Raw genomic sequence first — 25,500 nt, forward strand, 5'->3', positions numbered from 1 at the left:
GCAGCCTACAGGTTGTGCGAGATGGACGAAGTTTGGACTTGCGGCGAAGGAGCCACGGCCTTGGGAAGCTCCAGCTTTGGAACGAGGGCCTCGGCTTCTTTGATCGGAGCGCCATTGCGGGGCGCGGTCGCCTCGGGGCTGATGGCAGGCTCCACGACCGATGGTGGAGCCTGTAAACCTGCCACGGTTGCGGCGGGTACCGGCGCGAGCGGGTTGAACCACATCTTGTGTTGGGGAATCACGCGCGGAACCAAAGCCTCTGCGATCTTGGGAAGGCTCATGGGTGGAAACGAAAAGCGTGAGACATAGTTGTTGATCTTCACAAAGGTATGGAGGTCGGGCAGACCTTCCACCTCAGACTTCATCACCAGCGGCTCGATCTGCCTGTCGAGGGTGAAGCTCTTTCCCTGGCGCTTACCGTCTGCAACCGTCTCCCGGACGCGCTCGATCTCGACCTCGCCGATCATTTCCGCTGCCCACTTCGCCGCGTTCGGCTCAGCCGTGCGGAGGATGAATTTCGTCGTCGGCTGTGAGAGCATCACCTCGGCAAGATGGCCGTAGATGGTTTCGAGCTGGGCTTTTCCCTGGTAGCCAAAGACGATGGGATTGTCACTCTTGCGGCCCTTGGTCAGCGCGGTATGGAACTGCGGAAGACGCTGGAGGCTGGCAAGCTCGTCGATCACCAGCCATACCTTTTTCTGTCCCGGCTTCGGCCTGGTCAGGAGACGCAACACCAGCAAGTCGATCCAAAGTGAGTGCAACGGACGAAGCGCCTCCTGCTCGGCTTCCGTGGACGTAAGGAAGATCCAGCCTTCACGTTTGTCGGCCCATTCCGTAGCGCACCACTCCCGGCCCTGGGCTTCTTCGAAAGTGGGCAGAAGGCGCAAGCTGTCGGCCACAAGGCCGAGCGAGCCAAGTACACCACTCCGCTGCTGAGGCGCATCCTTGGGTGCGAAGTTCGCAAGCTCGGTGCCTTTCAAACGCCGGTCGATCTCATCCTCATTCGACATCCATGCAACCAATTCTTCGGGCGAAGGCTTGTACTTCAGGAGATGGGCGAAGATCTTCTGCGGCGTGTCCGTAAAGAACTCGCCCCGTTTTTCCTCTCGTGGCTGGTACATGGAAGCCGCGATAGTCCGCGCCTCGGCGGGATTCCGTAGCTCGCTGGACGGTGTCCAGTAAGGTGCCCGTGCGTCAAGCGGATTCAAGATCAGATCCTTTCGGCTCTCCTTGTAAAAGCTCTCCGTGAACTCTCCTGCCGGGTCATAGACGATGGCGATTTCACCCCTGTCGGCAACCTGCTGGAGGAGCTGTTTTATCAGTGTCGACTTGCCGGTCCCGGTGTCGCCCATGATCTGAATGTGCTTCGCTTCCGCGCTTTTGGGGATGCGGAGCTGTATCGGCTTGCGGAGATACCACGGCTTTTTAGAAGTCTCGATGGCCAAGCCATCGGCCTTCAGCGCCTTGTTGAACTCGGACGGGGAAACCATTACCGGCCCCTTCAGATGGCGTCCGTACTTCAACTCGCGGAACCGTTTCACATCCGCGCGTCCGGCGAACGCGAGAGCGATCACCAGGACAAGAAGACCTTCCCCTAACGAGGTTGCATAGATATCGAGCAACCCTTGCCCGTCAAAATACACACTGCGAAGCCACCGGCTCAGCGCGGCATCGTTGTAGTCCTTCTCCGGCCCTCTATAGAGAACCGTGTAACCCTGCTGCCGTGTTGCCTCGGACAATTCAACAGGAAAGACAGCACCGTTGGGCAGCCTGGTTTCGCCGGGAACGAAGTCGGCTGGTAGCGCCAGACGGGGCGCGGCTTTGCCGCCCCCAACGTAGAGCAGCCGATACTTGCCATGCTGCTTGAACGTCGCACCGATGAGCGACTGTATATAGGTCGGGGTATATGTCCGGCGCAACGGCGTCTCCGTAAAGCGGAGAAACTGCCACACGAAAAACAGCGTTGCGAAAACACCCAACGCCAACGCGCTGAAGGTATAGACGGGAGCGTGCGGCGGCCAAACAATGGTCTCTTTGCGACCCCACTGCTGATTGCTATTCATTGTGCTACCTCCGTTCTGGCGTACTGTTGCATGACTTCAACTGCGGCCTTGTGCTTGCTGGAACGAATGCCTTGCAACTCGGTCTGGAACGCCTGCGGTGTCATCACCTCGCCGCAGGCCACGTTCCGCAAAGTTGAGTTGAGGAGCTGACGGATAGCCACGATCTCAGTAAAGATCGGCGTGATGGTCTCGCCTCTGGCCGCTGCTAGAAGCACCTCACGGCACCACTCGCTGAGGCTCTGACCTCTTTGCATGGCCGCCGCTTCCATCTCGTTCTGCTCGTCGCGCGTGACCTTGGCTGTGGCACTGATCGTCCGACCGGTCCTGCCTTTGGACCGGCGAATCCGCGTCTCTAAATTGATATGGGAACCTTGGGTTTCCGTTTCCATGTCGTCTGCCCCGAAGTTGCTTATAGGAGCCTTGCGGTCTCCTATAAGCAACTAGATTTATGTAACTTGCTTGTTTGCAACGAGGTCGCCTACAGGCTCGCTGTTGCGCGGTTTACGAAACCCTGGAAGGGATGGAGTGTCAATCTTGTTCCGGTGCGCAGCACCGTTGTGGCTCTGCCAAAGATGTAACTGCGGGATCATGCCTTCGATCCCGCCAAAGATGCAGGTGCTTGTGCTGGCAAAGAGGCCGCGGAAGGCTGCTTCTTTCCAGCGGCTTCCGCTACCTCATTGGCCGCCGGTTTACGGATGCGGAGAGTGGGCGTGATTTTCCGCGCATCAGGCGTCTTCAGAAAATCCTGGAAGTCGCGGTCTTTAGAAAACACATACGCGAGTGCTTGTTCGACGACATCGTCCGCCGAAGCGCGGATGAAGGCGGCATATTGATCGACCTGGGTTGCGGTGGAATCAGTGAGTCGAACCGAAGCGCTGATCTGGCGGGTTTGTACGACTTCGAGTAGTGGCATTGCGTTCTCCTTGGTGGTTGAAGTTAGGCGACGTTGTGACGTGCGGCCATGCGTTGCGCAGTGGTCGCAATCTCCCGCGTGCGAGCAGAGCAAAGCGCGGCAGGAAGTTCGAAACAACGACGATCACAGAGCATCGTGATTACGTCGTCGAGAGGAGCACCTTTAAGGAACCACTGGCGGGCAGAAGCCATGTCCACGGTGCGTTGTGCGTAGTAAAGAGGATTGGGCTTGTCCGGGCGTCGCGAAGCCAGCTCGTGTGTCAGTTTGCCGGCGTCCTTACCCTGAGCAATCTGGGCGCTGATCCATGCCCAATCCTGCTCTGAACGAGTGTCCTTATGCGAAGCGGCTGACCGAGCGGTACTGCGAAGCGAGAGCGAGGTCACAGCGGGAACATCTGGCAGACGAAAGTCTGCGGATGACAAGATAGCCTCTGAGCCGTATTCGACCGTCACGCAGTGAGCGGGAGAATACTTCCGATTGAGAAAGCCGGGGATACGAAGCACCCGGTTGCAGTCGGTACAAGCAGGATCGCCGCCGAAGGCAATGGCGAGCTGCTTGAGAGCAGCTTCCTGCTGCTCGAAGTTGAACCCATCTACGCGCCATAGGGCCTGGTGCTTATGTGGGGATGTAGAAAGAACAGCGGTGGCCGGAGGCACCGAATCCGACGCCCGCAGCGCAGCAAGACGGGCGTCGCCGTCTTCGTCGATATCGAGATACAGATGACGGACGGAATCGATGCTTTCCTTCGTGCGGCGGCGACTGCCACAGCGAAGCGGATTGGCAGCGACATAGACGTTGGCTCCTGCATGGTTCTCATGAGCGAGCCAGCTAAGGTAACGAGGCCCGAGTGCTTGCTCCAGCGTGACGACACGCTGCTGCGTCTTTGCGGGGCTCTCCGTGCGAAGCAGGAGAGCAATGGTCGAGTCCGGAGCGAAGCAACGGACGAGAAAGTCTTTGGCGACTTCGTTCATGGGCTTCACCTCCAGTCAGTTCATTGCGAGTGCGATCACAAGGGCTTTAGCAGCCGAAGAAGTCCGGCTCGATGCCGGACTTCCCGGAAAAGAGGAAGGGCCTATGCGGCCTCTTCCTCGAGGGTTTCTTCGCTGTCTTCCACGGCGGCCTTGGCCGCGCGATCCAGCTTGAGAATCGAGTCCACCCGGATCTCCCAGGTGGTCTGCTCCGAGTTGGTCTTCGTGCTCTCGTACTTGCGGCTGCGCAGTTCGCCTTCTACGAGGATGTGTGCGCCTTTCTTGAGCGTGGCGGCAAACTCTCCGAGCTTGCCGAAGACAACGCAACGGTGCCATTCGGTGTGCTCGATGTACTTGCCGTCCTTCTTGTAGGAGCTCTTGGTTGCCAGCGAGAGAGTGGTGAGGCTGCGATCGTTGTTGGTGCGAACTTCTGCGTCGTTGCCGAGGAATCCGATGAGGGTGACTTTGTTTGAGTACATGGTGGTGATCTCCGTTTCGTGTTTATTCCCGTAAGCTGCTCGGGTCACCCTTCGCGAAGCGAGCGAGTGGGCCCGGCTCCCAAGTGCCAAGGAGTGCTTTCTTGGCGGGGCCCGAAAGAAGTTTGAGCAGCGTTCTTTGCTGCGGCTTTCAAACTTCTTTTGGGAGGAACCGAGACCCCGCCGGGGCGACGCAGTCGAAGCAGAACGACGCCGAGCCGCAGGGCGCCGGTTTGGCCCCGAAGCGTGAACCCGAGCAGAGGACGGGATACGGGACGGAAGGAACTCCAATGCACCCAAGTCACTCAACCGATTCCCGGCGCGCAGAATGCCCACTATGCCAGCCGACATCTCCATGGCACGGAGCGCCTTCGGGGACGGCATTGAGCACCCATACCGCTGCGTCCGGCAAGCCCGGAATGCCACGCTGGGCGCTTTTGGAAACGAGTTGGGCTGTGCAGCTGCATGAGCCGCTTGAAAGACCATTGGAGTGACCTCGGATTCGGGTTTGGTTCTCTAGCTGGAAGTCTTTGCGCTAGGCGTCGGCAGCACGATAGATGTCCTCCGTCAGGAAACGCTGTTCGGCGTGACTGTATCCGGAGACGGTAATCAGCTCCCGGACGCGGCGGCGGCCCTTGTGATCGCGCTCGCAATGTAGAACGAAGTCGACCGCTCTTCCGGTCTGTGACCTGACGAATGTCTGGTCCAAATTCGTCCTGGCGCTCAGCGCCATGTCTGCAAGCCTGTCGAGGGCATCCACGGCCGAATCTGCATGGAGAGTCGCCATCGTCCCGCCGTGGCCGGTGTTCATGGCTTGCAGCAAGTCATAGCCCGATTCATCCCGAATCTCGCCCATGATGATGCGGTCAGGACGATGGCGAAGAGCAGCGGCTACGAGCTGGCTCGGAGAGATGGCGACTTGGCCTGGAATCGCCGCGACGGCCTCCCATCGAACGGCATTGGGATGAGCCACCTTCAACTCCGCCGGTTGCTCGATGACTACGAGACGTTCGTACATTGGTACATGGTCGAGTAGCGCCTTCATCAACGTGGACTTGCCGGAACCGGTTCCGCCGCTGATGATGCCGTTCTTCCGCTTGAGGATGAGGTTCACGACATCATCACGCACAATGGATGGAAAGCTGCCAGCTTGAACCAACTCATCGGTGGTGTACCAGCGGTTGAATTTGCGGACGGTAAGGGTGGGGCCGTTGATGGACGAAGGCGAACCAACTACAGCCACGCGAGAGCCATCAGGCAAGCGCGTGTTAAGAATGGGATTCTGGCTTGTGAGGTCCTGCCCCAGGATGCGGGCAACACGCTCGATGGCCGCTTGCAGGCGATCGTTCGTGTATTCCGAAGCGAGCGGGATGTGCTCGACCACTCCAGCCCGATCCGCGAACACTCCCGTCGTCCCATTGATCATCAAGTCCGAGATCGACGGGTCCAACAAAAGAGCACGAAGCTCCTCAGGAAAGAACGGAAGTATGAGCTGAAAGCTCATCGCGCCCCTCCTGTTGTCCGCTGCACAATCGCGTTGGGATTCGCAGCGGTTGTGCCGGGAGCCTGGATGTCGACCGAGACACGGTTTTCGTGGAACTCGGTAATGGTCAATCCTAGCGGGTTGACGAACTCATACTGCGGAAAAATCTTCGCCTGGTCGCTGACCTGCTTCGGGTTCAGGTAGTAGGTCGCGGACAGCAGCCAATGTTCCGTTCGCGGCTCGTGGGATGTGTGCTCTGAGTAGATCTTGTCCAGCGTGATGAGCGCCGTTCCGCGGTCCACACGCGCGCCCTGGACGGTCTCCTCCGACATAGATGTGATCGTGACATTCCGCACTTGCACGTCACTCGATTCGACCTGCCCGCTCGTGACCTGAGAAACCAGATGGCTCTGGTTGTCCGAGCCCATGAGCTGCGCCGCTAGGGGCTGCGACAGGAAGTAGTAGTTCAGCGGATACTTCTTCGCAATCAGGTCACGACTGATGGTGAAGCGGTAGTTGGCCCAATCGGTCAGATAGGTGCGGACTTCGCCCTCTCGCGGGCTGTAATTCAGGTCGCTGTATTGGATCGCCTGCGCACGGCCCATCTCATCAATACGCACATATCGATTCGCAACAGGGCGATGTGCGAGCGAGAGGTTCAACCACATCGATCCGCAGAGAAGGACGGCTCCGCAGCCGATGATGAAGCGGTACGTTTTGCGCTCCGCGTAGTGAGACGAATAGACCTCGTTGCCGATGCGGTCAGTGAGTAATGCCTGCTCCGGCGTAAGCGACGATTCAATGTGGGCGGTATGTGCTGACATGAGAGCTGTTGCTCCTTTCCGAGATGGCTTGAAACACGACGAAGGCATAGATACATCCGGCAACCAGCGCACCAAGGATGAAGATTAGAAACAACATCCTTGCAGTGCGGGACTGGATCAAATTCCGAAGTAGAAGAACATCAAGTACGAATCTCAACATGTGGTCACGCTCCTCCGGCTACCTTCGCGATTGACGCTATGGTCCCGCCAACTTTGACTACACCGTCAGCCATGCCAGCAGCTCCGCCAAAGATGGCCTGCGTCATACTCGGAATGAACAACATATTGATGATGAACGCGACGAAAACCATCAAGCAAGGGATAAGATTCGCGATCCACATTTCCATCGAATAGTTGCCATTGAAGGTCTGCTGCAGGAAGCCGTTCATGAACCCAGCCCAAACGTAGATGAAGGCGGCGGCCACTGCTCGAATCATGGCGAAGCTGATGAGGACATCGAGGAAGTGAAAGAATTTCGCACGAAAGGTTTGCGTCATGAGGAGCGGTACGAAGACGGGACCGAATAACGCGGTCACGCCGTACAGGATGAACGCACTGCAATTGATAACGAACAGGATGGCCGATGCGAGTCCAAGCATGATCTGGACGAGTACATAGCAGAGGATCTGAACCGGCGCGGTGAAGGACGGCATCGCCGTGCCATCACCAGCCGTCTTGAGAAGCTGAAGCAACTGGTCGAGCGAGTTCTGATCGAATGCGGCAACCATCGCCTGAGCGATGTACGAAAAGAAATGATTGATCCCGAAGCTGGCTCCGGGGAACGGGGTCACCCAGTAGTTGATAAGCAGGCTGCAGATAATCAGCTTCATGAGGAAGTTCGTCATGTCCCCCGCGCGAACCTGGTGCGTATGGAAGCGAAGCGTCATCGCACTCGTATTCCAGTTCACCACCATGCTGACAAGCTGGAAGAATGCGATGGCACTCAGTTCCGTGATGCCTAATTGCGTTAATGCGCCGCCGTTCTGCGTGGTCAGATTAGTAAGGTTATTCGTGAACTGGTAGAGCCAGTTCATACCCGAACTTGCGGTCGGTAATGCTTGTGCGAGGACGGCGACGCTCATAGTGATCTCCCGGTTGGTTTAGGGGATATAGGTGGTCCAGGTCTTGCCTTCATTGCCGGCGGCGGCGTTGTGCTTCTTCTTAGCGGCTTCCACACGCTGACGAAACTCGATGTCAGCCTGTTTTCGCCTTTCCGCTTCACGGCGTTGGTAGATCGCAGCGCCAGCGATCACCGCCAGCGCCGCAAGGATTGCAAGGAGGAACTTCGTGTTCAGGAGTTTCAGCATGAGTCTCCATTACGGCAGATAGGTCTGCCATGTGTTGCTTTCGTTACTGGCACTCACATCGTTGGTGGAGCGCTGCTGCTGGACGAAGGCAGCGGTATTGAGGTCGGTAGCAGCCGCGTTCCGGCGCTCCATGTTCTGAACCGCCATCTGCGACGCGAGGCAAGCCTGCATCGCGCCTTGGTTCTGCATCTCGCTCATCTTCTGAGCTTCGGCAGCATTCAGCAGATTCAACTGCTGGACCTCGCTGTTCGTTGTACTGGTGCCATCAAGCTGGTTCGCCATCAGGCTGCTGTTCGCTGTTGTATTCTGCGTGCGGGCGGCGCGGTATGCGCCAACCGCCGTGATGCAATCCGGCGAGATAGAGTCGGACATCTCAACCATGGCAAGCTGCGACATCTGCGGACTTCCCACAGTCTGGCCGGAGAAGTAGGTTGTGACGTTGGAGCTGACCGGCGTCGTAGCTGTCTTCCATGCCGTCGTCGATGCGGACGACGAATTGGTGTTGAACGCGACCGTCATGCCATTCGTCTCGCCAAACATATTGGCGACGTTCACGTTTTTGAGCGCAGTCAGCGTGGTTTGCCACTGCTGCTTCAGGCTGAAGTGCTCGATGTTGTTCTGGAGCATCTTGTACTGGGATTCGATCGTCGTCAGTTGGGAGACGAGACTGGCGTAGCTGGTCGGGTCAAAGACGATGTCACCGATGCCGAAGAGCGCGAAGCTCGGAGTAGCTGTCAGCAGGAGGAGAGCTCCTCCGATGAGCCATCTGCGCGGATGTTTGAGTTGGATCTTCATAATCACTCCAAATCGTGGGTTGTCAGAAGCAGTGTGGATACGTCGGATCGAGGCGTTCCGAAAGAGCCAGTTCGTGACCGCTTTCGATGAGGTTACCGACAAACTCAAGCGAGGCCTCGCCTGCTCGTGCCAGTGAAGATGCGCCACCCATGCCGACGAACAGCGTTCCTCCCAGGCACACTGCAATTCCAACGGCGAGCAGTTGGTACGAGCGGGCGAGCTTCATGACTCCTCCTTTCGCTACAGCGTGGGATTGACGCGATGTTCCGCGTAAGACGGAATCAGGATGTCGCGGCCAATATAGACACGGGCACGCGATCCTTCCTTCAGCGTGATGACCGGCAGACGGTTCAGGAAGTGGTTGAGTACCTGCTCGCCTTCGGCTGCTGACTGCTCGGAGATACCCTCACGGATTTGTGCCGACGGCGTGAGAATGCTGGCGTTGTTCCCAATCTGTGCCAGGCCACCGAGTCCACCGATAGCTGCCGCCGCGCCAAAAGCCATCAGGTAGCCGTGATCGACCCTGGTCGCAAGGCCTGTCGTACCGATCTGGTCAAGACCGACATACTTGTCGAAGTCGAGTGAGAAACCATCCGGGCAAACGGCACGGTGGAAGGTTACGAACATCTTCCGCTGCTGGGCATTGCCGACAGCTTGCACGGAGCCGATCAGGCGCGTGCCCTGGGGCATGAGCAACTGCTGATGATCGTGCGAGTAGTAGTCCGTCGTCAGCATCACGAGGATAGGGCCGGAGAGGCCACCGTCGATGTGGTTGGTGACGACTCCTTCGAGAACTGTGCCTTCGAAGATGCGATAGAGCTCCCCGTCGTACTGGTCGAAGCTGTACGACGACATGGGATCACTCTTCGCCGGCGCAGTCGATGCAGCTTCTTTCGACTGCGGCTTACCCGCGATTTCCTCCCCGGACTCCTTGTCCGTAGCCTGAAGGCCGGCGGCCTTGACGGCTGTCAGAGGAGATGCGCCCTCATGAGAGAAGTCGATGGCGACCGTGTCACTATTCTGCGCGTCCTGTGCCTGCTTCTGAACGGCAAGTCGTTTCTGCTTGGCCTCGGCCTGCGCTTCGGACATATTCGAAGTCTGCTGCGGCGCGTTGGGACTACTGCCGTATATCTGCTCCCGTTGTGCCGCCGTCATCGGAGGAGTTCCTGCCGACTCAGGGCCGGGCACGGACTGCTCCTGCTGGAGTTCTTGCATCGCTTTGGCGAGTGCCTGCTGGCGTTGCAACTCCTCCGCATCGTGCTTCGCCTGGTTCTGCTGCTGCGTCTCGAAGCTCGACACCTGCTGGGCGTTGGGAGTGGTGGGGCTCATGGTGAGCGCACTCTGGGGCGCGACCTTCTTGTTGCCGCTCATGAGACTGGAGACGTTCGCGATACCGATCAGACCCACGATGACAACCAGAGCGACCACGACGGGCATACTCTTACGCAGAGGAGTCTTGGCCTCTGGCTGCTCAGGGACGGTAGCAACGGACTTCGTTTCGTTCGGTTCCATCATGGCTAGTGACCTCCACCGTTCCGGTGGAACTCCACCTTCTGCTTACCGATTTCGAGATAGCCATTCTCCAACTGCTTCGGAACGGTGTAGAGTCCGTTCGCAAAGTCAAAGTTGATGAGCGACGGTTTACCTTCCTTGACCTCGTACAGGGCCGGAGTTTCCTGAAACTGCCCGCGCAGGTAGGTGAACTTGTCGTCATGCCAGATCTGTTGCAGGCCAAGCTCTTTGCCTTTCTTTTCATCCCAGGCGAAGTCGAAGTGGAGTGAGCTGGGGTATTGGCTCCGATACTGCTCGGACTTCGTCTCTTCGGCTTTGAGTTCCGCAAGCTGTGCAGCCTTGGCAGCCGCAGCGTCCTGCTTGGCCTTATCCAGTTCCGCTGCGGGTACGAAGACCGGCAGCTCGACGAGCTTGTCTTTGGCGGGCTTGTCAGTCGGCTCGATCAGCACCTTGGAATCGAAGTGCGGATCATCGTCGTTCGACACCTCGCGCAACTGGAGCGTGTATTCGTTGCCGTGGTCGCTGACGACGTGGACATCCGTCGTTCCGTTCGCCACCTTCGGCTTCACGCTGACGAAGCGGGAAGCAACGTGGCCGCCATCGAACACCCAATCGACCGTGTCTCCGGCGAAGACGTTGGCGACCTTCTCCTCGGCAGGCAACACGATCAGTGTGGACTGGAGCAGACCAGCCCGGATGACTGGCGGAGTCTGCGACTCCGAAACCGTCACGGTCTTCGGAGCATTGGGAAGGAGCGGATGCGGGGTCGTAGCAGCCCGCAGCGGAACTGTGGCCAACAACAGACCTGTCGAGACGAGAAGAGGGATAGGAGGTTTCACGGCAATGTCCTTTCTGCGGTTACTCGACCTCGCCCTGGGCAAAGCGAGCGATGCCCTCGGCAAGACCGTATTTGGCGATGAGTTTGGACCGGCGTACCCGATCCTTCGGTTTGGTGGAGAACGTGGCGTAACTACGCTTGTCGAGATTCAGGCGGATGACCTTGGTCAAGCCGTCACGCCTCATGTACAGACCTTCGCGATCCTGCAAGCTCTCGAAGAGAGCGAGCTGCTGCTCATTCATCTTGAACAGCTCGGCATAACGCTTCCGGTTGAACGTCGCATCTTTGAGGAAGAGGAACGAGGTGCAGGAATTGACGATGGAATCGGCATTCGCACCGAGGTCTTCGGCGGTCTGGCCGATCATCGTCACGCCGCCGAGGTTCTTGCGGACGGTCTTGATGGACGCGAGAGCAGCATCAAGAAGCTGCTTGTTCTTCATGCTGGAGAACAGCTCTTCGATCAGGATGTGCTTCGGCACGCCAAGATTGGCAGGGTTGAAGAGCACATCGTTGATCCGGCGAAGCAGATAGACCATCAGCGGCTCGATCAGATCGCCGTAGTGCTGGTTGATCCCTTGGAAGTCAAAACACTGAATGCGTGAGAGCGAGAGGCCATCTTCGACGTTGTCGAAGATGTTGGCGTAGACGCCACGACCAATCCACTTCGCCAGATAGCGGCCAAGCTGCTTCGGCAGATAAAGATTCGAGAGACGGCGATTGCAGGCATCGAGCAGGTACATATCCTGCACCGCCTTGTGGATCACATCGTCGTCCTCCGGCTCAAGCTCCGCTCCACCGTTCACTAACAGCAACTTCACGAAGCTGTACAAGAACTGGATGTTGCTTTCGGTCGGCTCCAACGTGAAAGGGTTGACGCGCGGTCCATCTTTTCCAACCTTGTCCACCCTGCCGCCGTACAACTCGACCACGCTTTCGTAGCTGCCACCGATGTCAAAGATGTAGGTGAAGCCGTTGTACTTCTGCTCGTGCGCGATAGCCATGTTGCCGTGAACCGACTTGCCACTGCCCGTAGGCCCGATGATGAGTTGCACCCGGACACCATCGACGTAGGCATCCTGGAAGAATGGCGTGCCCGTGCGGGTTTCAAAGACGTTGAGGTATTCTTTGTCGAGATCTTCCGAGTGGGGATGGCCGAGACTCGGTGCGAAGACCGATGCAAGGCGGGCGTTGTGGTCTTCTGCCAGCCACATCGGGAAGACATTGAACTTCGCATTGCCGGGGAACATGGCATAGAACGCGGAGAGATTGCCCAGCGTCTCTTCCATGACCTGCGAGCGCGACTCGACGAAGACGCGGTGTACGGCTGGTGCGATGGCGAGCAGGTCATTCCGCGTCCGTGCTGCGACCAGCAGCCGAAGCGAATACTCGCCCTGCGCCTTCTTATCGAGAGACCTAATCACCTCACCGAGATCATCGACTTGTGTGCTGGCTGCCTTGGCTCCCGCACCGCGATCAAGCGAAGCAACGTCGCGGCCACTCATAACGCGAGTCAGCACGCCGACTTTGAAGAACTCAATGAACTTCTCTTGTCGGTCGATTTCGCCACGTGCAGCCGTCGTGGACTTGGGTCGCCACGTCGTGCAAAGGATGCTGTCGCAATCGAGCTTCGCAACATCGGAGAACAGGCATGGACGCGACGCTTCCGGTGTTGTCTTCAGCGAGAACATCTGCACAAATCGCTTGCCGATACGCAGATGGTCGCTCTCCCAATGCACCGGGCTCTTGACGATCTGACGATCCAGCCCTTCGTCGGCGCGAAGAACGTCTTGCTCCGCCCAGTCTTCAAGATTGAAGAGATAGCTGAAGAACTGAAATGTAGCCTGCTTCGTAACCAGCTTCAGGCCGAGCAGGCTGCTGAGATTCCCGGCGAGCAGTGTCGCGGTCTTCTCCAATTCGACCAGCATTCGCGTGGTGGCGAACTCCTGTTGCTTGGGTGTTCGCTCGAACCCCTGGCTCTTCGACGGCTCAATGGTGAGGCACCAGTGCAGGTCCATTCGGCGGAAGCCCGCTTCCTGTTCGAGGAATCGAATGCGCTCGTTGACCATAACGTGCGTCATCAGGTGCGGGTACTCTTCCTGTTTCGGAATCACGAAGCCCGACATCACCCGGCTGTATTGATAGAGGCACGCACCTTCAGGCATGGAACGAAGTGCGCCTTCGATCGTGCGCAGGTGCGAATCAAGTTCCTGATTGGTAAGGCACTCCTCGTCCATCCCCGTGAGCTCAAACAGGCAGCCATAGCCTCCGCTCTTGATCGCGAAGATGTGATCGCTGACGAAACGCGAGAGCGGCAAGATGCTGCAGGCGGCTCCCGCCTTCGCGAACCACGGAACAGATTGAAGTTGTTCAGTCTTTGCGCGGGTCATAATAGCTCTTCTGGTTGAGGCTCAGGCCCCACAGTTGGAACATCTTCGGGTGCTTGCGCACAATCAGCCATGCGCAGACTGCGAGCGTTGGAAACGCGAGCATGGCGAGGAGTCGAAATCCGACGAGGAAAACCGTCACGCAGACGAATACGATCGCCATCCATGCTGAGAGGTCCAATCCGAGCTTGGCTCGGGGCCGATTCAGCGCCTGGTTGATTGGTGACGGTTCTCCACGGCGAGCCATAGTCGATGCACCTCCTACATCGACTGTCCGGTTAGAGAGCCAATCCAGCCGGCGCCCCAACCGAGTACTCCGGCACCGAATAGCGCACCGAAGAGTCCTGGGATAGCGTCCTGAAAGCGTCCGCTCATCATCCGGATACCGGCGAAGATCAGACCTCCAAGACAGATCACTGCACCCGCGTACATCGCAAAGGTCTTGAACGTCCCCATGAGCGTTTGAGCCCCAGAGAAATCCATCGTCCCTTGTGCGTGCGCGGCGCTTACGACGAAGAGCGTGAGGAAGAAGGGCGCTGCTGAGCGCAGTGCCCGAAGGACAAGGTTGTTGAAACGTGTCAGAGTTGGCCTGTGGTGGGCGAACTGACGCTGGATTGAGATTGGCATCGAACCCTCCGAACGGCTTATCGTTCGCCGTCATGAATCGGAGGCTAAGTCTGACTTCTCGAAGAGTCCAATACCTATTGCTCGAATCGCTATTCCTTCTAGCTATAGCGGACGACTAGGCAGAGCGATCGAAGCTCAAAGAGAGCTGAGGACGCTCAGACATTACTTCTTTCCTGAGAAGCCTCTTGCCAGTACCGACAATGAACTTCTCGACGAACGATAGCGCTGGATGCACAGCAGCAGGTTGATAGACAAATGCGGTGTCACAAGTCCACGAAACCCCAGCGATTCGACGCGTTGTTATGTCCGATTCCAAAAGAGTGTCTTCGCTCACCAGAGCTAGGCCAAAACCATCGCGCACGAGCAGTTGGATGTCGTGCGGCGTAGCGGCTGAGCAAGAAATATGAAGCGCAATCCCTGCTTCAGTAAGCATCTGGGTCAGCCTTGCGTGCGCCGAGGGATGCCCCTCTGGATCGCGAAAGACAGTCAGTCTCTCGGAGAGATCTGAGACGGTCACAATACTCTTTTCTGTGAGCGGATCATCCGTGCGCATACATACGACGATAGGCGAACTCGCTAGCGGGACGACCTGCCAGTGCGACCCGACGACTGGGAGATTCAAGATCGCACAATCTAAATCTCCACGTTCGACACGCTGCAAGATGTTCACCGTGTCGCCGCCTGAAAGCTGAAGGACGCACTTTGGAAAATGGCGTGCGTAGCTGGTCCGAAAAGTGTGGAGATGACGGGCGTTGACGAAGGAAGAGAAGCCCACTCTGAGATTGGGTACGTTCCCGAGATAAATCTCCTTCGCCATTCTGAAAACATAGTTGTGTCCGTAGAGAGTGGCGACAGCGTAGTCAACGATCATCTGTCCAACTGGAGTCGGGAATACTCCGTCTGGAGTTCTCAGGAAGATCTGGAAGCCGATCTCCTCCTCGATGTCCTTGATCTGTTTGCTGAGTGCAGGCTGGGAGACATAGAGCCGCTGTGCGGCTCGCGTAAAGTTGCCTGTTTCAGCGACGGCGACGATGTACTTCAAGTGTCTAAGCTCAACGGATTCAGACATGGCCCGCACCACTCCGATTGGGGATAAAAGAGCTTCCAAAACCAGAACTGCAGCTGTGCAAAACGCGTCAGTAAATTCATAGTTTTGTAAGTGAGCCAACTCTGTCAATAAGTCACGCGGGCGTGACCAAGTCAAGCGAAAAGGGTTTCTCGCTCGGAAGACCTCGGCACGCTATAACTTTTCGTCGATTCGCTATAACCAAGAAGTATTGGACGCAAGCGAGAGGCCGCGTCACTCTGGTGTCACAGAACGCACGTCGTTCACCCAAACACCAAGCGATGGGGGCCGAGATGCCATTACTGAAACAGTCGACCGCAGACGATCAACATCAACTCTTCGAGGTGCCGCCGTCGAGCCGCACCGAACGGAAACCTCCTACACGCGCTACCGATCCAGATCCTCTTCTTACCGCGGAGGAAGTGGCGGGGCGTCTGCACGTGAGCACGGACTGGGTTTGGGATCACTCCTCTCGCAAGAAGCCATACCTTCCGGTGATTCGGATGGGCGATGGAACGCTGCGTTATCGGCATAGCGGCATCGAGGCCTTCATCGACGAGCGCGAGCGTTTGAGTGCGATGCGTAGGCGCACAGGTTAGTGCCTGGAGGCATTCTCTCTGGCGCGGCCAATGAACTTGCAGAGTGGCGAATTGGTAGGCCTATTCTCTTTATCCCCGCGGAACGCGGCGATAAAATGAGGATAGGCCCTGTTCTTTCCCGCCACAAAAAAAGAGGAAAGCATGGCTGTAACCAACCAACGTGGTTATGTCACAACTCGCGGCAAGCAGTGGTACGGGTATTACCGCAAGGTAGTGAACGATCCTGCCACAAATGAGCAGAAGTCCGTTCGTATTCCAGTCAATCTCGGGCTGAAATCCAGGATGAACAAGACGGAAGCCCGTCACGCGCTGGAACGCGAAATAACAAAACAACTGGGCCAGACCGGTTCCCCAACTCGAATCATGAACGACGGTACCGTGACCTTCGGTTGGTTCGTGACGAATCGGTTCATCCCCCTCAAAGAGGCCGTCTGGAAACCAGACACAGCCGAAACAAAGAAGCTCCTTATCCAGCTCGACCTCGTCGATCCTCTCGGCGAAATCCCGCTGGCCAACTTCGACAAGTTCAGCTTGCAACTTCACCTCAACAAGCTGGCCGCAACCTGCTCCAAGGATCGCGTCTTGCAAATGCGTGCTTATCTCCGGGACATCTTCGCTGAGGCAGTCGATCAAGACTTCCTTGTGAAGGACCCTGCACGCAAGGTCAAGGTACCGGCGCAACTACGTCCCACGGATACGACAACGTTGACTTGGGATCAATTGCGCTTGGCGCTCTCGAAGTTGAAGCTAAGGGATCGTTTGATACTTGAGCTCGACATGACGAACGCACTTCGCCCAAGCGAACTATTTGCGTTCCGCTGGAAGCGTTTCGACTATCCGGCAACGACGCTCACCATTGCGGAGACTGTCTACAAAGGCAAGATCCGTGATTGGGGAAAGACGAAGAAGAGTCTCTCGGTCATTCACCTGCCGCAAGAGCTTGCTGACGACCTTGAGACATGGCGTCTGGAGTGCGAACAGCAAGCGAGGGATGAGTTTGCGAAAGGGGAAAGAAAGTCACGAAACCTTTCGCCTGAAGAGTTCATCTTCGCGAACCGAGACGGTGGCTTTATGGATACCGGCAACTACCGCAAGCGAGTGCTCCACAAGCTTGCGCGTGACCTCAATTTGCCGAAGCTCACCTTCCAGGTCATTCGCAGAACGATCGCGACACTGGCCCAGAAGAAAGGCACGGTGAAGGATGTCCAAGGCGTGCTGCGTCACTCACGGACGGCTACAACAACCGATGTCTATATGCAGGAGATTCCGGAAAGCGTACAGTCCACCATCAATTCGATCAATGAAGAATTGCGTGGGACCGTGGGTTTGAAGCGGAAAAAACCGGCCAAGGCCGGTGGTGCCGTACACGGTCGGCGCAATCCTGCAACGCGCGTGACACAAAATGACACAAAGTCACTGAGAGGAGGGACTGAACGCCTCCCGGCATATGCTTGATTTATAAGGGGTTGTTTGGTGGACCTGATCGGGATCGAACCGATGACCTCTTCCATGCCATGGAAGCGCGCTCCCAGCTGCGCCACAGGCCCACTTCCTCTATTCTGCGGGACCAGGCCACTTTACGTCAATGTTAAGCCTCTACAACTTGGGGAACATCGTGATGCTCCCCGGTGTCTAAGTCTTCATGAGTGAGCGAGCACTCAGCCGCCGGCGGCGCAGTTTCCCCAGTTTTCCGGTCTCGCCCGTTCGCAGTTGCACGTTGTCTTCACGACAGATAAGGTAAAGGGCACCCGATATGCAGGCGGGCACACTGGTGAATCATCTCGCGAGCGCAGTAGGAGTCAGGACCGAGGACGCAGCGCTGGTCGCTGCCCTGAAGTCAGGCTCTGAAGAGGCGTTCGGCGTTCTGATCGCCCAGTACGGGCAGCCGCTTTACTCGCTCATCGCCCGCAGCCTCAAAGATCCAGCAGACGCAGCCGACATCACCCAGGAAGTCTTCATCAAGGTCTTCCGCAGCATCCGCACCTTCAATGGTGAAGCCAGCCTCCGCACCTGGCTCTACCGCATCGCCCTGCATGAGGCCTCCAACCAGCGTCGCTGGTGGTCCCGCCATAAAAAGCAGGAGCTGACCATTGACGCTCCCTTGACCTCCGGCTCCCAGGAAGATCTCGACGAAGGCCTTTGCCTCAGCGCCACCCTCGCCGATCAGGCCGGCTCGCCCTACGAGCAGGCCGTCAACACGCAGCTTCGTGCCCGCGTGGAAGAGTCCCTCCGCAAACTTCCGGAGGCCTTCCGCACGGTCGTTGTCCTGCGAGAGATGGAAGGCTTCTCCTATGACGAGATTGCGGAGATCCTTGAAGTTCCCGCCGGCACGGTAAAGAGCCGCCTCACCCGCGGACGCTCCGCACTCAAAGAAATCCTGGTCCAGGACGGCTTGGGCCGCGTCCTTGCAGAGAGGACCAAATGACGCCGTTCGATTGCACACAGGCCAAAGAGATGTTTTCGGGCTATCTGGATGGAGCGGTCAACGGTCGCGAGATGCAGGCAATGGCCTCGCACCTGGAAACCTGCACCTCCTGCCACGCTGAATTCGAAGCCTGGCGCGGCATGCAGGGTGTACTCTCCGCCGTGGGCACCGCCAAGGCTCCTGAAGATCTCGGCGTCCGCCTGCGCGTCGCCATCTCCCATGAAAACGCACGCCGCCAAGGCAACTGGTGGGACGGAATCTCCCTGCGCTGGTCCAACGCCTTCCGCCCCGCGCTCCTGCAGGTCACAGCCGGCATCGCCTGCACCGTCGTCCTGGTCGGCGGCATCGCCGGCCTGATCGGCGTCGTCGCCGCTCCGCAGGCCGTCCAGGCCAACGACGAACCCCTAGGCGCCCTAAGCTCACCCCACTACCTTTACTCGGCCGTTCTCCCTCAGCCAGTCGTCACCGGGCAGGACGCCCCTATTGTCATTGAGGCAAAGATCAACTCCGATGGCCGCGTCTACGACTACGCCATCCTCTCCGGCCCGCAGGATCTCGTCACCCTCGCCCAGATCCGCGATCAGCTCATGGTCCAGGTCTACGAGCCCGCTCGCGTCTTCGGCGAGCCCGTCCGCGGCCGAGTCCTGATCACCTTCGCCGGCGTCTCCGTCCGCGGCTGATCCGCAACCAACTCACTCCAAGCCGTTTGCGCCTTCTGCTCCGCTCTCTTATCCTTGCTGGGGAGCGTCGAACGCATTGATGGCTTCCACACGGGTCTTTTACTTGCCAACCACGCGACACATCCTCACGCTCTGTACCGCCGTCTTCCTCGCCCCTCTCTCTGCCTTCGCTCAGGGCTCTTCCTCCTCCAGTAACAGCGAGATCCGCCAGCAGACTCAGCAGCAGCCGTCCTCGTCCTCTGCCGCCCGGACCCGCCGCGCCGAAGCCGCCGGCGCTGCCGTCACGCTCGAGACCAACGAAGCTCTCTTCACCGTCGCCACCGGCCTCAACGCCTGCGGCTACGACGACGACCTCGCCAACTCCAACCCCGTCCGCATCGAGATCCGTGCCGACGTCGAAGCCGCCATCCAGGCCTCTCCCGCCGCCGCCAAAAGCCGCCAGGCCCTCTGCAACTACATGTCAGAGCACCAGCTCAACGACTTCGGCCGCCAGGTCGCCCAGTACGTCTCGCTCGGCCTCTATCTCTCACCGCCGCCCGCTCTCGCCCCCACCGCGGACCAGCTTGACATGCCCCCAGACGCCCTTCAAGTCGTCAACGTCCTCCCGCTCCTTCGCACCTTTGCAGAGGACACCGCACTCCACTCCATCTGGATCAAGCACCGCCCGGAGTACGAGGCCATCACCGCCCGCGTCCACGATCCCCTCACCCGCATCATCCTCGACGCCAACATCTACATCCGCGTCCCCGTCAGCACCTACGACGGCCGCACCTTCCAGGTTCTCGTCGAGCCCATGCTCGCCCCCAGCGCCCCCAACGCCCGCATCTACGCCACCGACTACGACATCGTCACCTCCCCGGACACCGCCGGCAACATCCGCCTCGAGCAGGTCCGCCACCTCTACCTCCACTACGCCATCGAGCCCCTCGTCTACTCCAGCGCCTCCTCCATGCAGCGCCTCACCCCGCTCCTCAAGCCCGTCCAGGCCGCGCCACTCGAGTTCATCTACAAATCGGACATCGTCGCCCTCCTCACTGAGTGCCTCATCAAGGCCATCGAAGCCCGCACCATGGACACCGGCTTCACCCCACCCGCCAAGCCCAAGACCCGCAACGTCCGCGCCGAAGAGGTCCAGTACAACGCCGCCCTCGGCGTCTACGAGCGCCAGGCCGAGCAGGTCCGCCGCCGCCAGGTCGATCTCGACATGCGTCAGGGCTGGGTTCTCACCGACTACTTCTACGGCCAGATGGCCCAGCGCGAGCACGACTCCGCCAGCCTCAAGGAAGAGATGGGCGAGATGGTCTACGGCATGGACGTAGGCCGTGAGCAGCATCACGACGAGCAGATCGCCTTCCTCCCCGAGGGCTCCGGTGAGTTTGTCCGCCGCGTCCGCCCCCAGCCCACCGGCATGATGCTCGCGGAAGAGCTCATGATGAAGGGTGACCTCGACGGCGCACGAGACCTGGCCCAGAAAGCCCTGACCGACCCCAAGCAGGACCACGCCGAAGCCGAGTTTGTCGTAGCCCGCGTCGAGCTCATGGAGGGCGACCCCGAAACCTCCCTCGCCGGTCTCAAGGACGTCCTGGCCACCTCCAAAAACCCACGCACCCTCGCCTGGGCTCACATCTACCTAGGCCGTCTCCTCGACATCAAGACCCCGCCCGAGCGCACGGAAGCCATCGCCGAGTACAAAGCCGCCACCAACGTCCCCGGCGTTCAGCCCGATGCCCGCGCCGCCGCCCAGGCCGGCCTCAAGACCGCCTTCATCGTCCCCAAAACCACCCACACCGAAGAAGAACCCGTCGATCCCACCGGCAAAGCTGAAAAAGACGCCTACAAGCCGGACGAGCCAGATCCCCCCGCAAAGCCCCATTAGAGTTAACGCCGCATCTCACAACACGAAACCCTCCACCGCTCCAGCCGGTAAAGTGGGATCATGTCTCTAAATAATCCAGGAGCGCGATGAAACGGCGGAAATCCCAACCCGAAGCACCCCCCACCGCCTCCTCCCGAGACCTCGAGACTCTTCTCGGCCATCGCTTCGCCCGCCCCAACCTCCTCACCCTCGCCCTCACGCATCGTTCCTTCGTCTACGACTCCGGCCAGACTGCGCCCGAAAACGACCTCGCAGACCCCGCCCGCGACAACGAGCAGCTTGAGTTCGTCGGCGACGCCGCCCTCGGCCTCCTCGCCGCAGAATCCCTCTGCCGCCGCTTCCCCGCCTCCCGTGAGGGTGAACTCACCCGCCTCCGCGCCTCCATCGTCAGCCGCAAGCATCTCGGAGAGGTCGGCACCCGCCTTGACCTCGGCCGCTGGCTGCGCCTTGGCCACACGGCAGAAAAAAACGATGGCCGCCGCAACGCAGCCCTCTTCGCCAACGCCGTCGAGGCCCTCATCGCCGCCCTTTACCTCGACGGAGGCCTGGAAGTCGCACGCCGCTTCGTAGAAGACGAGATCGTCTCCCCCGCCATCCCCGCACTCGAGCAGTCCCTCGGTGAAGGCGAGCGCTTCGCCGGAGCCGTAGGCGACCACAAGTCCGCCCTCCAGGAGATGCTTCAGGCTGAAGGCCTTGGACGACCGGAATACCGCCTCATCGCTGAATCCGGCCCCGACCACAAACGCCTCTTCAGCGTAGAGGTCCTGATCGAAGGTCCAGACTCTGAAGCCATCGCGCAGGCCGAAGGACCCACAAAAAAGCAGGCTCAGCAGGAGGCCGCCCGCCTCGCCGTCGCCGCGCTCGCAGGCAGAAAGACGGCTGCCCATGCCTGAACTCCAGCGCCGCCCCGCCCCCGTCTTCCCGGACGATCCAGACCGCCTCCCGCGCCCTCTGCCCCGGCCCGAAACCCCGCACCACCAGGACCATCACCACCATCATCCCGTCGGCACCCTCCCCGCCATCCAGTCGCTCCTTTACGTCCTCGTCGTTGCCCTCTTCCTCATCACCTTCACCGTCCAGCCCATCCGCATCCCCTCCGGCTCCATGGAGCCCACCCTCCTCGTCGGCGATTTCCTCCTCCTCAACAAGCAGTCCACCGCCAGCTCCGACGCGGACCTTCCCTTCCTGCCGCCCACCAGCCTCAACCGCGGCGACATCGTCGTCTTTCACGATCCCGTCGACGACCCCTCCGTCCATCTCGTCAAGCGCATCATCGCCCTCCCCGGCGATCGCCTCCACCTCCGCAACGGCATCGTCTTCCTCAACGGCCACCCCCTCCGTGAGCCCTACGCCGTCCACCGCCCCGCCCCATCCGACGTCTTCCGCGATAACTTCCCCCTCCTCACCGCCATGGACACCAACGTCAACCCAGACTGGTGGATTCGCCTCCGCACCCTCATCCACGGCGGCGAGATCACCGTCCCCCCCGCCAGCTACTTCGTCATGGGCGACAACCGCAACAACAGCGAGGACTCCCGCTACTGGGGCTTCGTCCCCCGCGCCGACATCGTCGGCAAACCCTTCATCATCTACTTTTCCTGGAAGCAGCCCGACCCAAACACAGATCCGGACGCCGACCCAGACACTCGCCCCGCCGACCCAACCGCCAGGTCCGGCCTCCTGACCACCCTCTCCCACCTCGCCCGCTGGGACCGAACCTTCCAAGTAGTCCATTAACTCCACCACCAGCAAACTGGGTGCCCCATGTCCCGATTCTGGGACGTGGGTTTCCACAAAGTTCAACTCGCCGCGTCTATAAATCAGTCTTGATCGCTTTTATCAATCTTGATCAACTCAGTCTTTCCCCAACCCGGGCACAATCTCAGCCGTCCATAGCGGTACACTGACAAAGCGAACCCAAACGCCCTCTGGAGACGGCAGATGCAGACTGTAGAAACCACTAACGACCCGGCACTCGAGCCCCTCGCCGCCCAGAACGAAGCCGAGCCCGAGATCCGCAAGGAAAACCTCGCAGAGGCCATCGCCTCCATCGCCACCGTTCTCGTCGTCGGTCTCTTCGTCATGACCTTCATCGCCCAGAACTTCGTCATCCCCTCCGGCTCCATGGAAAAGACCCTCCTCGTTGGCGATCACGTCCTCGTGGACCGCGTCACCTTCGCGCCGGAGACCAGATGGGCGCCCTTCGTCCACTACCGCGATATCCGCCGCGGCGACGTCATCGTCTTCCTCAAGCCCAATCCCGAGACCCCGGACATGGTCCTGGTCAAACGCGCCATCGGTATCCCTGGCGACCACATCCATCTCCAGCACGGCACCGTCTACCTCAACGGCGTAGCTCAGGACGAACCCACCGCCGCCAAGGTTCGCTCGGACGGTGATGCAGACGACGCCTACCAGCCCGCCCGCGACGACTTCCCCGCCAACGGCGCACCCGCCGGCTCCACAGAGGTCTGGAACGAAGACCTCGCCTCCCACATTCAGAACGGCGATCTCGTCGTCCCTCCCGGCAAGGTCTTCGCTATGGGCGACAACCGCACCCACTCGCTCGACGGCCGTTTCTGGGGCTTCGTCCCCCGTGAAAACATCCTCGGCCGCCCCCTCTTCAACTATTGGTCCTTTGAAGCCAATTCAGATGAAATGGAGCAGGAAGCCGGCATGGGCACCCGCATCGGCTCCCTCGGCCACACCGCCCTCCACTTCTTCGATAAAACCCGCTGGAAGCGCACCCTCCACCTCATCAAGTAATCCACGACGGGCGTGCCCATTCCTGGTTTTTGTTCTTGCCTCCGGTAAGCCAAGGCTTTAGCCTTGGCATTTTCACCCACCCATGAATTGGGCCTAGCCTCTGGGGTACCTCTCTCCAACGCGCCGCGAACGCAGAGCGCTCTCGCAACACCGCCAAGTATCGCCCAGATGAACGAACAAACCCCCATCAACGACCCCCACCTAGACCACCTCAGCGACACCGGCGGAGACGACGACTTCGGCCCTCCGCCCTTCCACGCCATCACCCATCGCCGAGCCATCGCAGTCGTTCTGGTCCTCGCCGTCCTCGTCCTCCTGGCCCTTCTGCCCCCACTCCTCAACGTCAATCGTTACAAGCGCCAGATCGTCACCAGCATCAGCACCAGCCTCGGACGCCCTGTCCACATTGACTCCGTCTCCCTCAACCTCCTGCCCCTCCCCAGCTTCACGCTGGAAAACTTCGTCATCAGTGAAGATCCCGCTTTCGGTGCCGAACCCGTCCTCCAGGCCAACGAGGTCCGCGCCAACCTTCGCGTCAGCTCCCTCTGGCGTCGCCGCGTCGAGTTCTCCCGCATCGCGCTCGATTCCCCCAGCGTCAATCTCGTCCACCTCCCGGACGGCCGCTGGAACCTCGAATCCATCCTCCTCCAGGCCTCCCGCATGCCCGCTGCGCCCACCGCGCAGAAGAAAGCCGGCACAGCCCCCCGCTTCCCGTACATTGAGGCCACAGGAGCACGCGTCAACCTCAAAATGGGCCTGGAAAAGATGCCCATCTCGCTCACCGAGGCCGACTTCGCCCTCTTCCTCCCTGAGCCCAACGAGTGGCACCTCCGCCTCAAAACCCACTTCGTCCGTACTGACGCCCCACCCACCGACACCGGCATCCTCCGCGTAGAAGGCACCCTCGGCCGCGCCTCCACGCTCGCCGCCGTCCCTGTCGATCTCCATGCCGACTGGGAGACAGCCCCGCTCGGAGCCGTAAGCTGGGTCCTCATGGGCCGTGACGCCGGCCTCCGCGGCGAAATGAACCTTACCGCCGCCGTTACCGGAACCGTCGGCAGCAACAACCTGGACACCCATCTCACCCTGCAGCGCGTCCGCCGTGCAGACTTCGTCCCGGAACACACGCTGGACGCCGAGCTCACCTGCAAGGCCCGTGTAGGAGATGTCTTCCACGCATTTCACAACGTTCGCTGCGCCTGGCCCTCAGGCACCTCGGACGGAGGCCTCATGGTCACCGGCGAGCTACCCGACCTCCGCAACCTCCAGACCGCTCAGGCCACCGCCACCTTCAAGGACATTCCCGCCGCCAGCCTCCTGGATGCCCTCCGCGTCGCCAGCAACCGTGTCTCCCCCACCCTGAAGGTAGCGGGAGGCATCTCCGGTACCTACGTCTACACCGCCCAGCCCACCCCGCTGCACGAGAAGCTCCCCGCCGCTCCAAACTTCACCATCACCCACGCCACCCTGGACCTAGGCGACAACAAGCCGCTCCTCGATCAGGACCTCACCGGCACCCTCACGGGAAATCAGCTCACGCTGGCCCCCATTCCTCTCGCTTTGGCACCCGCCAGCCGCGAACCCGCCAGCCTTGACCTCAAGCTCGACGAAGCCGGCTACACCCTGCACCTCTCCGGAACCGTCCTTTCCAGCCGCCTGCTTCAACTGGCCAAGGCTCTCCCCCAAGTCGGGGACGGCCTCGAAGCCCTCCTACCCACCCCTCTGCCGCCCGCTCCCATCCGCGTCGATCTCCTCTCCAACCGCACCTGGGGCCAACCCCAGACCTGGTCGACCGCCGCAGTTCATCCCGCTCCGCACGGTCGAATTCGCCGGCGTTAACAGGTGAGCTCAAGTCCCCTGTTTTGAAGACTTTACAAGAGCCAGTCCAGACCTAACCT

General features: G+C 59.6%; 26 protein-coding genes and 1 tRNA gene. 9 read left to right on the plus strand and 18 right to left on the minus strand.

Annotation, left to right across the window (positions count from 1 at the left end; translation table 11 throughout):
• Window positions 1-5 precede the first annotated feature (5 nt).
• The 17 genes from ACIX9_RS15825 to ACIX9_RS15905 form a co-directional block, all read right to left on the minus strand.
• Complete coding sequence (locus ACIX9_RS15825; protein WP_013581498.1) at window positions 6-2,063, minus strand: type IV secretion system DNA-binding domain-containing protein; 2,058 nt, start codon at window positions 2,061-2,063, stop codon at window positions 6-8.
• Window positions 2,060-2,452, minus strand: a complete 393-nt coding sequence (locus ACIX9_RS15830) for a hypothetical protein (protein WP_013581499.1) — start codon at window positions 2,450-2,452, stop codon at window positions 2,060-2,062. Before ACIX9_RS15830 ends, ACIX9_RS15825 begins: the two co-directional genes overlap by 4 nt.
• A 197-nt stretch (window positions 2,453-2,649) precedes the next feature.
• Window positions 2,650-2,976, minus strand: coding sequence for a hypothetical protein (locus ACIX9_RS15835; protein ID WP_013581500.1), 327 nt, complete (start codon window positions 2,974-2,976; stop codon window positions 2,650-2,652).
• Window positions 2,977-2,999: 23 nt separating this feature from the next.
• Window positions 3,000-3,947 (minus strand): RepB family DNA primase, encoded by a 948-nt coding sequence (locus ACIX9_RS15840; RefSeq protein ID WP_013581501.1) that lies wholly within the window; start codon window positions 3,945-3,947, stop codon window positions 3,000-3,002.
• Between the two features lie 101 nt (window positions 3,948-4,048).
• Window positions 4,049-4,423: a single-stranded DNA-binding protein gene (locus ACIX9_RS15845; protein ID WP_013581502.1), complete on the minus strand. Its 375-nt coding sequence runs from the start codon at window positions 4,421-4,423 to the stop codon at window positions 4,049-4,051.
• Window positions 4,424-4,955: 532 nt separating this feature from the next.
• Window positions 4,956-5,924, minus strand: a complete 969-nt coding sequence (locus ACIX9_RS15850) for a CpaF family protein (protein WP_013581503.1) — start codon at window positions 5,922-5,924, stop codon at window positions 4,956-4,958.
• Window positions 5,921-6,727, minus strand: coding sequence for a VirB8/TrbF family protein (locus tag ACIX9_RS15855; protein WP_013581504.1), 807 nt, complete (start codon window positions 6,725-6,727; stop codon window positions 5,921-5,923). The genes ACIX9_RS15850 and ACIX9_RS15855 overlap by 4 nt, the downstream gene beginning before the upstream one ends.
• Before the next feature lie 164 nt (window positions 6,728-6,891).
• Entirely contained in the window at window positions 6,892-7,809 is a 918-nt protein-coding gene (locus ACIX9_RS15860) for a type IV secretion system protein (RefSeq protein WP_013581506.1), read from the minus strand.
• Window positions 7,810-7,827: 18 nt separating this feature from the next.
• On the minus strand, window positions 7,828-8,034 hold the full coding sequence (locus ACIX9_RS15865; protein ID WP_013581507.1) for a hypothetical protein: 207 nt from the start codon (window positions 8,032-8,034) through the stop codon (window positions 7,828-7,830).
• A 9-nt stretch (window positions 8,035-8,043) separates the two neighbouring features.
• Window positions 8,044-8,829, minus strand: coding sequence for a hypothetical protein (locus tag ACIX9_RS15870; RefSeq protein WP_013581508.1), 786 nt, complete (start codon window positions 8,827-8,829; stop codon window positions 8,044-8,046).
• Between the two features lie 22 nt (window positions 8,830-8,851).
• Window positions 8,852-9,055: a hypothetical protein gene (locus tag ACIX9_RS15875; RefSeq protein WP_013581509.1), complete on the minus strand. Its 204-nt coding sequence runs from the start codon at window positions 9,053-9,055 to the stop codon at window positions 8,852-8,854.
• A 14-nt stretch (window positions 9,056-9,069) separates the two neighbouring features.
• On the minus strand, window positions 9,070-10,344 hold the full coding sequence (locus ACIX9_RS15880) for a TrbI/VirB10 family protein (RefSeq protein WP_013581510.1): 1,275 nt from the start codon (window positions 10,342-10,344) through the stop codon (window positions 9,070-9,072).
• A 2-nt stretch (window positions 10,345-10,346) separates the two neighbouring features.
• Complete coding sequence (locus ACIX9_RS15885; RefSeq protein ID WP_013581511.1) at window positions 10,347-11,180, minus strand: TrbG/VirB9 family P-type conjugative transfer protein; 834 nt, start codon at window positions 11,178-11,180, stop codon at window positions 10,347-10,349.
• Window positions 11,181-11,199: 19 nt separating this feature from the next.
• Window positions 11,200-13,566, minus strand: coding sequence for a VirB4 family type IV secretion system protein (locus tag ACIX9_RS15890; protein ID WP_013581512.1), 2,367 nt, complete (start codon window positions 13,564-13,566; stop codon window positions 11,200-11,202).
• Entirely contained in the window at window positions 13,547-13,810 is a 264-nt protein-coding gene (locus tag ACIX9_RS15895) for a VirB3 family type IV secretion system protein (RefSeq protein ID WP_013581513.1), read from the minus strand. The genes ACIX9_RS15890 and ACIX9_RS15895 overlap by 20 nt, the downstream gene beginning before the upstream one ends.
• Window positions 13,811-13,824: 14 nt before the next feature.
• On the minus strand, window positions 13,825-14,190 hold the full coding sequence (locus ACIX9_RS15900; RefSeq protein WP_013581514.1) for a hypothetical protein: 366 nt from the start codon (window positions 14,188-14,190) through the stop codon (window positions 13,825-13,827).
• A 115-nt stretch (window positions 14,191-14,305) separates the two neighbouring features.
• The gene (locus ACIX9_RS15905) at window positions 14,306-15,259 is read right to left on the minus strand and encodes a LysR family transcriptional regulator (protein ID WP_013581515.1); all 954 of its coding nucleotides are present in this window, start codon (window positions 15,257-15,259) and stop codon (window positions 14,306-14,308) included.
• A gap of 290 nt (window positions 15,260-15,549) precedes the next feature.
• On the opposite strand from ACIX9_RS15905, the gene ACIX9_RS15910 reads away from it, so the two are divergent.
• Together ACIX9_RS15910 and ACIX9_RS15915 are read left to right on the plus strand one after the other, a co-directional pair.
• The gene (locus tag ACIX9_RS15910) at window positions 15,550-15,855 is read left to right on the plus strand and encodes a helix-turn-helix transcriptional regulator (RefSeq protein ID WP_157477613.1); all 306 of its coding nucleotides are present in this window, start codon (window positions 15,550-15,552) and stop codon (window positions 15,853-15,855) included.
• 141 nt (window positions 15,856-15,996) lie between these two features.
• On the plus strand, window positions 15,997-17,310 hold the full coding sequence (locus ACIX9_RS15915; protein WP_013581516.1) for a site-specific integrase: 1,314 nt from the start codon (window positions 15,997-15,999) through the stop codon (window positions 17,308-17,310).
• A gap of 16 nt (window positions 17,311-17,326) precedes the next feature.
• On the opposite strand, the gene ACIX9_RS15920 is transcribed toward ACIX9_RS15915, so the two are convergent.
• Window positions 17,327-17,402 (minus strand) — tRNA-Ala (locus ACIX9_RS15920).
• Between the two features lie 206 nt (window positions 17,403-17,608).
• Here ACIX9_RS15920 and ACIX9_RS15925 point away from each other — a divergent pair.
• The 7 genes from ACIX9_RS15925 to ACIX9_RS15955 all read left to right on the plus strand — a co-directional run bounded on the left by ACIX9_RS15925 (window position 17,609) and on the right by ACIX9_RS15955 (window position 25,441).
• Window positions 17,609-18,280 (plus strand): RNA polymerase sigma factor, encoded by a 672-nt coding sequence (locus ACIX9_RS15925; protein ID WP_013581517.1) that lies wholly within the window; start codon window positions 17,609-17,611, stop codon window positions 18,278-18,280.
• Window positions 18,277-18,960, plus strand: a complete 684-nt coding sequence (locus ACIX9_RS15930; RefSeq protein WP_013581518.1) for an anti-sigma factor family protein — start codon at window positions 18,277-18,279, stop codon at window positions 18,958-18,960. Before ACIX9_RS15925 ends, ACIX9_RS15930 begins: the two co-directional genes overlap by 4 nt.
• A gap of 103 nt (window positions 18,961-19,063) precedes the next feature.
• Window positions 19,064-20,836 (plus strand): hypothetical protein, encoded by a 1,773-nt coding sequence (locus ACIX9_RS15935; RefSeq protein ID WP_157477615.1) that lies wholly within the window; start codon window positions 19,064-19,066, stop codon window positions 20,834-20,836.
• An 86-nt stretch (window positions 20,837-20,922) separates the two neighbouring features.
• Window positions 20,923-21,729 (plus strand): ribonuclease III, encoded by an 807-nt coding sequence (gene rnc / locus ACIX9_RS15940; RefSeq protein ID WP_013581520.1) that lies wholly within the window; start codon window positions 20,923-20,925, stop codon window positions 21,727-21,729.
• Window positions 21,722-22,573 carry a signal peptidase I gene (gene lepB / locus ACIX9_RS15945; protein ID WP_013581521.1) on the plus strand — a complete coding sequence of 284 codons (852 nt, stop codon included), beginning with the start codon at window positions 21,722-21,724 and terminating at the stop codon, window positions 22,571-22,573. The genes rnc and lepB (ACIX9_RS15945) overlap by 8 nt, the downstream gene beginning before the upstream one ends.
• A 204-nt stretch (window positions 22,574-22,777) precedes the next feature.
• The gene (gene lepB, locus ACIX9_RS15950; RefSeq protein WP_013581522.1) at window positions 22,778-23,602 is read left to right on the plus strand and encodes a signal peptidase I; all 825 of its coding nucleotides are present in this window, start codon (window positions 22,778-22,780) and stop codon (window positions 23,600-23,602) included.
• Between the two features lie 168 nt (window positions 23,603-23,770).
• Entirely contained in the window at window positions 23,771-25,441 is a 1,671-nt protein-coding gene (locus ACIX9_RS15955; protein WP_013581523.1) for an AsmA family protein, read from the plus strand.
• Window positions 25,442-25,500: the final 59 nt, after the last annotated feature.

The sequence above is a fragment of the Granulicella tundricola MP5ACTX9 genome (assembly GCF_000178975.2).
Classification (GTDB): Bacteria; Acidobacteriota; Terriglobia; order Terriglobales; family Acidobacteriaceae; genus Edaphobacter; species Edaphobacter tundricola.

Coding starts and splice junctions, on each gene's coding strand:
- ACIX9_RS15925 (WP_013581517.1), top strand. CDS start 17,609: ATGCAGGCGGGCACACTGGTGAATCATCTCGCGAGCGCAGTAGGAGTC.
- ACIX9_RS15855 (WP_013581504.1), bottom strand. CDS start 6,727: ATGTCAGCACATACCGCCCACATTGAATCGTCGCTTACGCCGGAGCAG.
- ACIX9_RS15875 (WP_013581509.1), bottom strand. CDS start 9,055: ATGAAGCTCGCCCGCTCGTACCAACTGCTCGCCGTTGGAATTGCAGTG.
- ACIX9_RS15825 (WP_013581498.1), bottom strand. CDS start 2,063: ATGAATAGCAATCAGCAGTGGGGTCGCAAAGAGACCATTGTTTGGCCG.
- ACIX9_RS15835 (WP_013581500.1), bottom strand. CDS start 2,976: ATGCCACTACTCGAAGTCGTACAAACCCGCCAGATCAGCGCTTCGGTT.
- ACIX9_RS15840 (WP_013581501.1), bottom strand. CDS start 3,947: ATGAACGAAGTCGCCAAAGACTTTCTCGTCCGTTGCTTCGCTCCGGAC.
- ACIX9_RS15830 (WP_013581499.1), bottom strand. CDS start 2,452: ATGGAAACGGAAACCCAAGGTTCCCATATCAATTTAGAGACGCGGATT.
- ACIX9_RS15955 (WP_013581523.1), top strand. CDS start 23,771: ATGAACGAACAAACCCCCATCAACGACCCCCACCTAGACCACCTCAGC.
- ACIX9_RS15870 (WP_013581508.1), bottom strand. CDS start 8,829: ATGAAGATCCAACTCAAACATCCGCGCAGATGGCTCATCGGAGGAGCT.
- ACIX9_RS15905 (WP_013581515.1), bottom strand. CDS start 15,259: ATGTCTGAATCCGTTGAGCTTAGACACTTGAAGTACATCGTCGCCGTC.
- ACIX9_RS15880 (WP_013581510.1), bottom strand. CDS start 10,344: ATGATGGAACCGAACGAAACGAAGTCCGTTGCTACCGTCCCTGAGCAG.
- ACIX9_RS15915 (WP_013581516.1), top strand. CDS start 15,997: ATGGCTGTAACCAACCAACGTGGTTATGTCACAACTCGCGGCAAGCAG.
- ACIX9_RS15845 (WP_013581502.1), bottom strand. CDS start 4,423: ATGTACTCAAACAAAGTCACCCTCATCGGATTCCTCGGCAACGACGCA.
- lepB (WP_013581522.1), top strand. CDS start 22,778: ATGCAGACTGTAGAAACCACTAACGACCCGGCACTCGAGCCCCTCGCC.
- ACIX9_RS15850 (WP_013581503.1), bottom strand. CDS start 5,924: ATGAGCTTTCAGCTCATACTTCCGTTCTTTCCTGAGGAGCTTCGTGCT.
- ACIX9_RS15865 (WP_013581507.1), bottom strand. CDS start 8,034: ATGCTGAAACTCCTGAACACGAAGTTCCTCCTTGCAATCCTTGCGGCG.
- ACIX9_RS15890 (WP_013581512.1), bottom strand. CDS start 13,566: ATGACCCGCGCAAAGACTGAACAACTTCAATCTGTTCCGTGGTTCGCG.
- rnc (WP_013581520.1), top strand. CDS start 20,923: ATGAAACGGCGGAAATCCCAACCCGAAGCACCCCCCACCGCCTCCTCC.
- ACIX9_RS15910 (WP_157477613.1), top strand. CDS start 15,550: ATGCCATTACTGAAACAGTCGACCGCAGACGATCAACATCAACTCTTC.
- ACIX9_RS15895 (WP_013581513.1), bottom strand. CDS start 13,810: ATGGCTCGCCGTGGAGAACCGTCACCAATCAACCAGGCGCTGAATCGG.
- ACIX9_RS15860 (WP_013581506.1), bottom strand. CDS start 7,809: ATGAGCGTCGCCGTCCTCGCACAAGCATTACCGACCGCAAGTTCGGGT.
- lepB (WP_013581521.1), top strand. CDS start 21,722: ATGCCTGAACTCCAGCGCCGCCCCGCCCCCGTCTTCCCGGACGATCCA.
- ACIX9_RS15900 (WP_013581514.1), bottom strand. CDS start 14,190: ATGCCAATCTCAATCCAGCGTCAGTTCGCCCACCACAGGCCAACTCTG.
- ACIX9_RS15930 (WP_013581518.1), top strand. CDS start 18,277: ATGACGCCGTTCGATTGCACACAGGCCAAAGAGATGTTTTCGGGCTAT.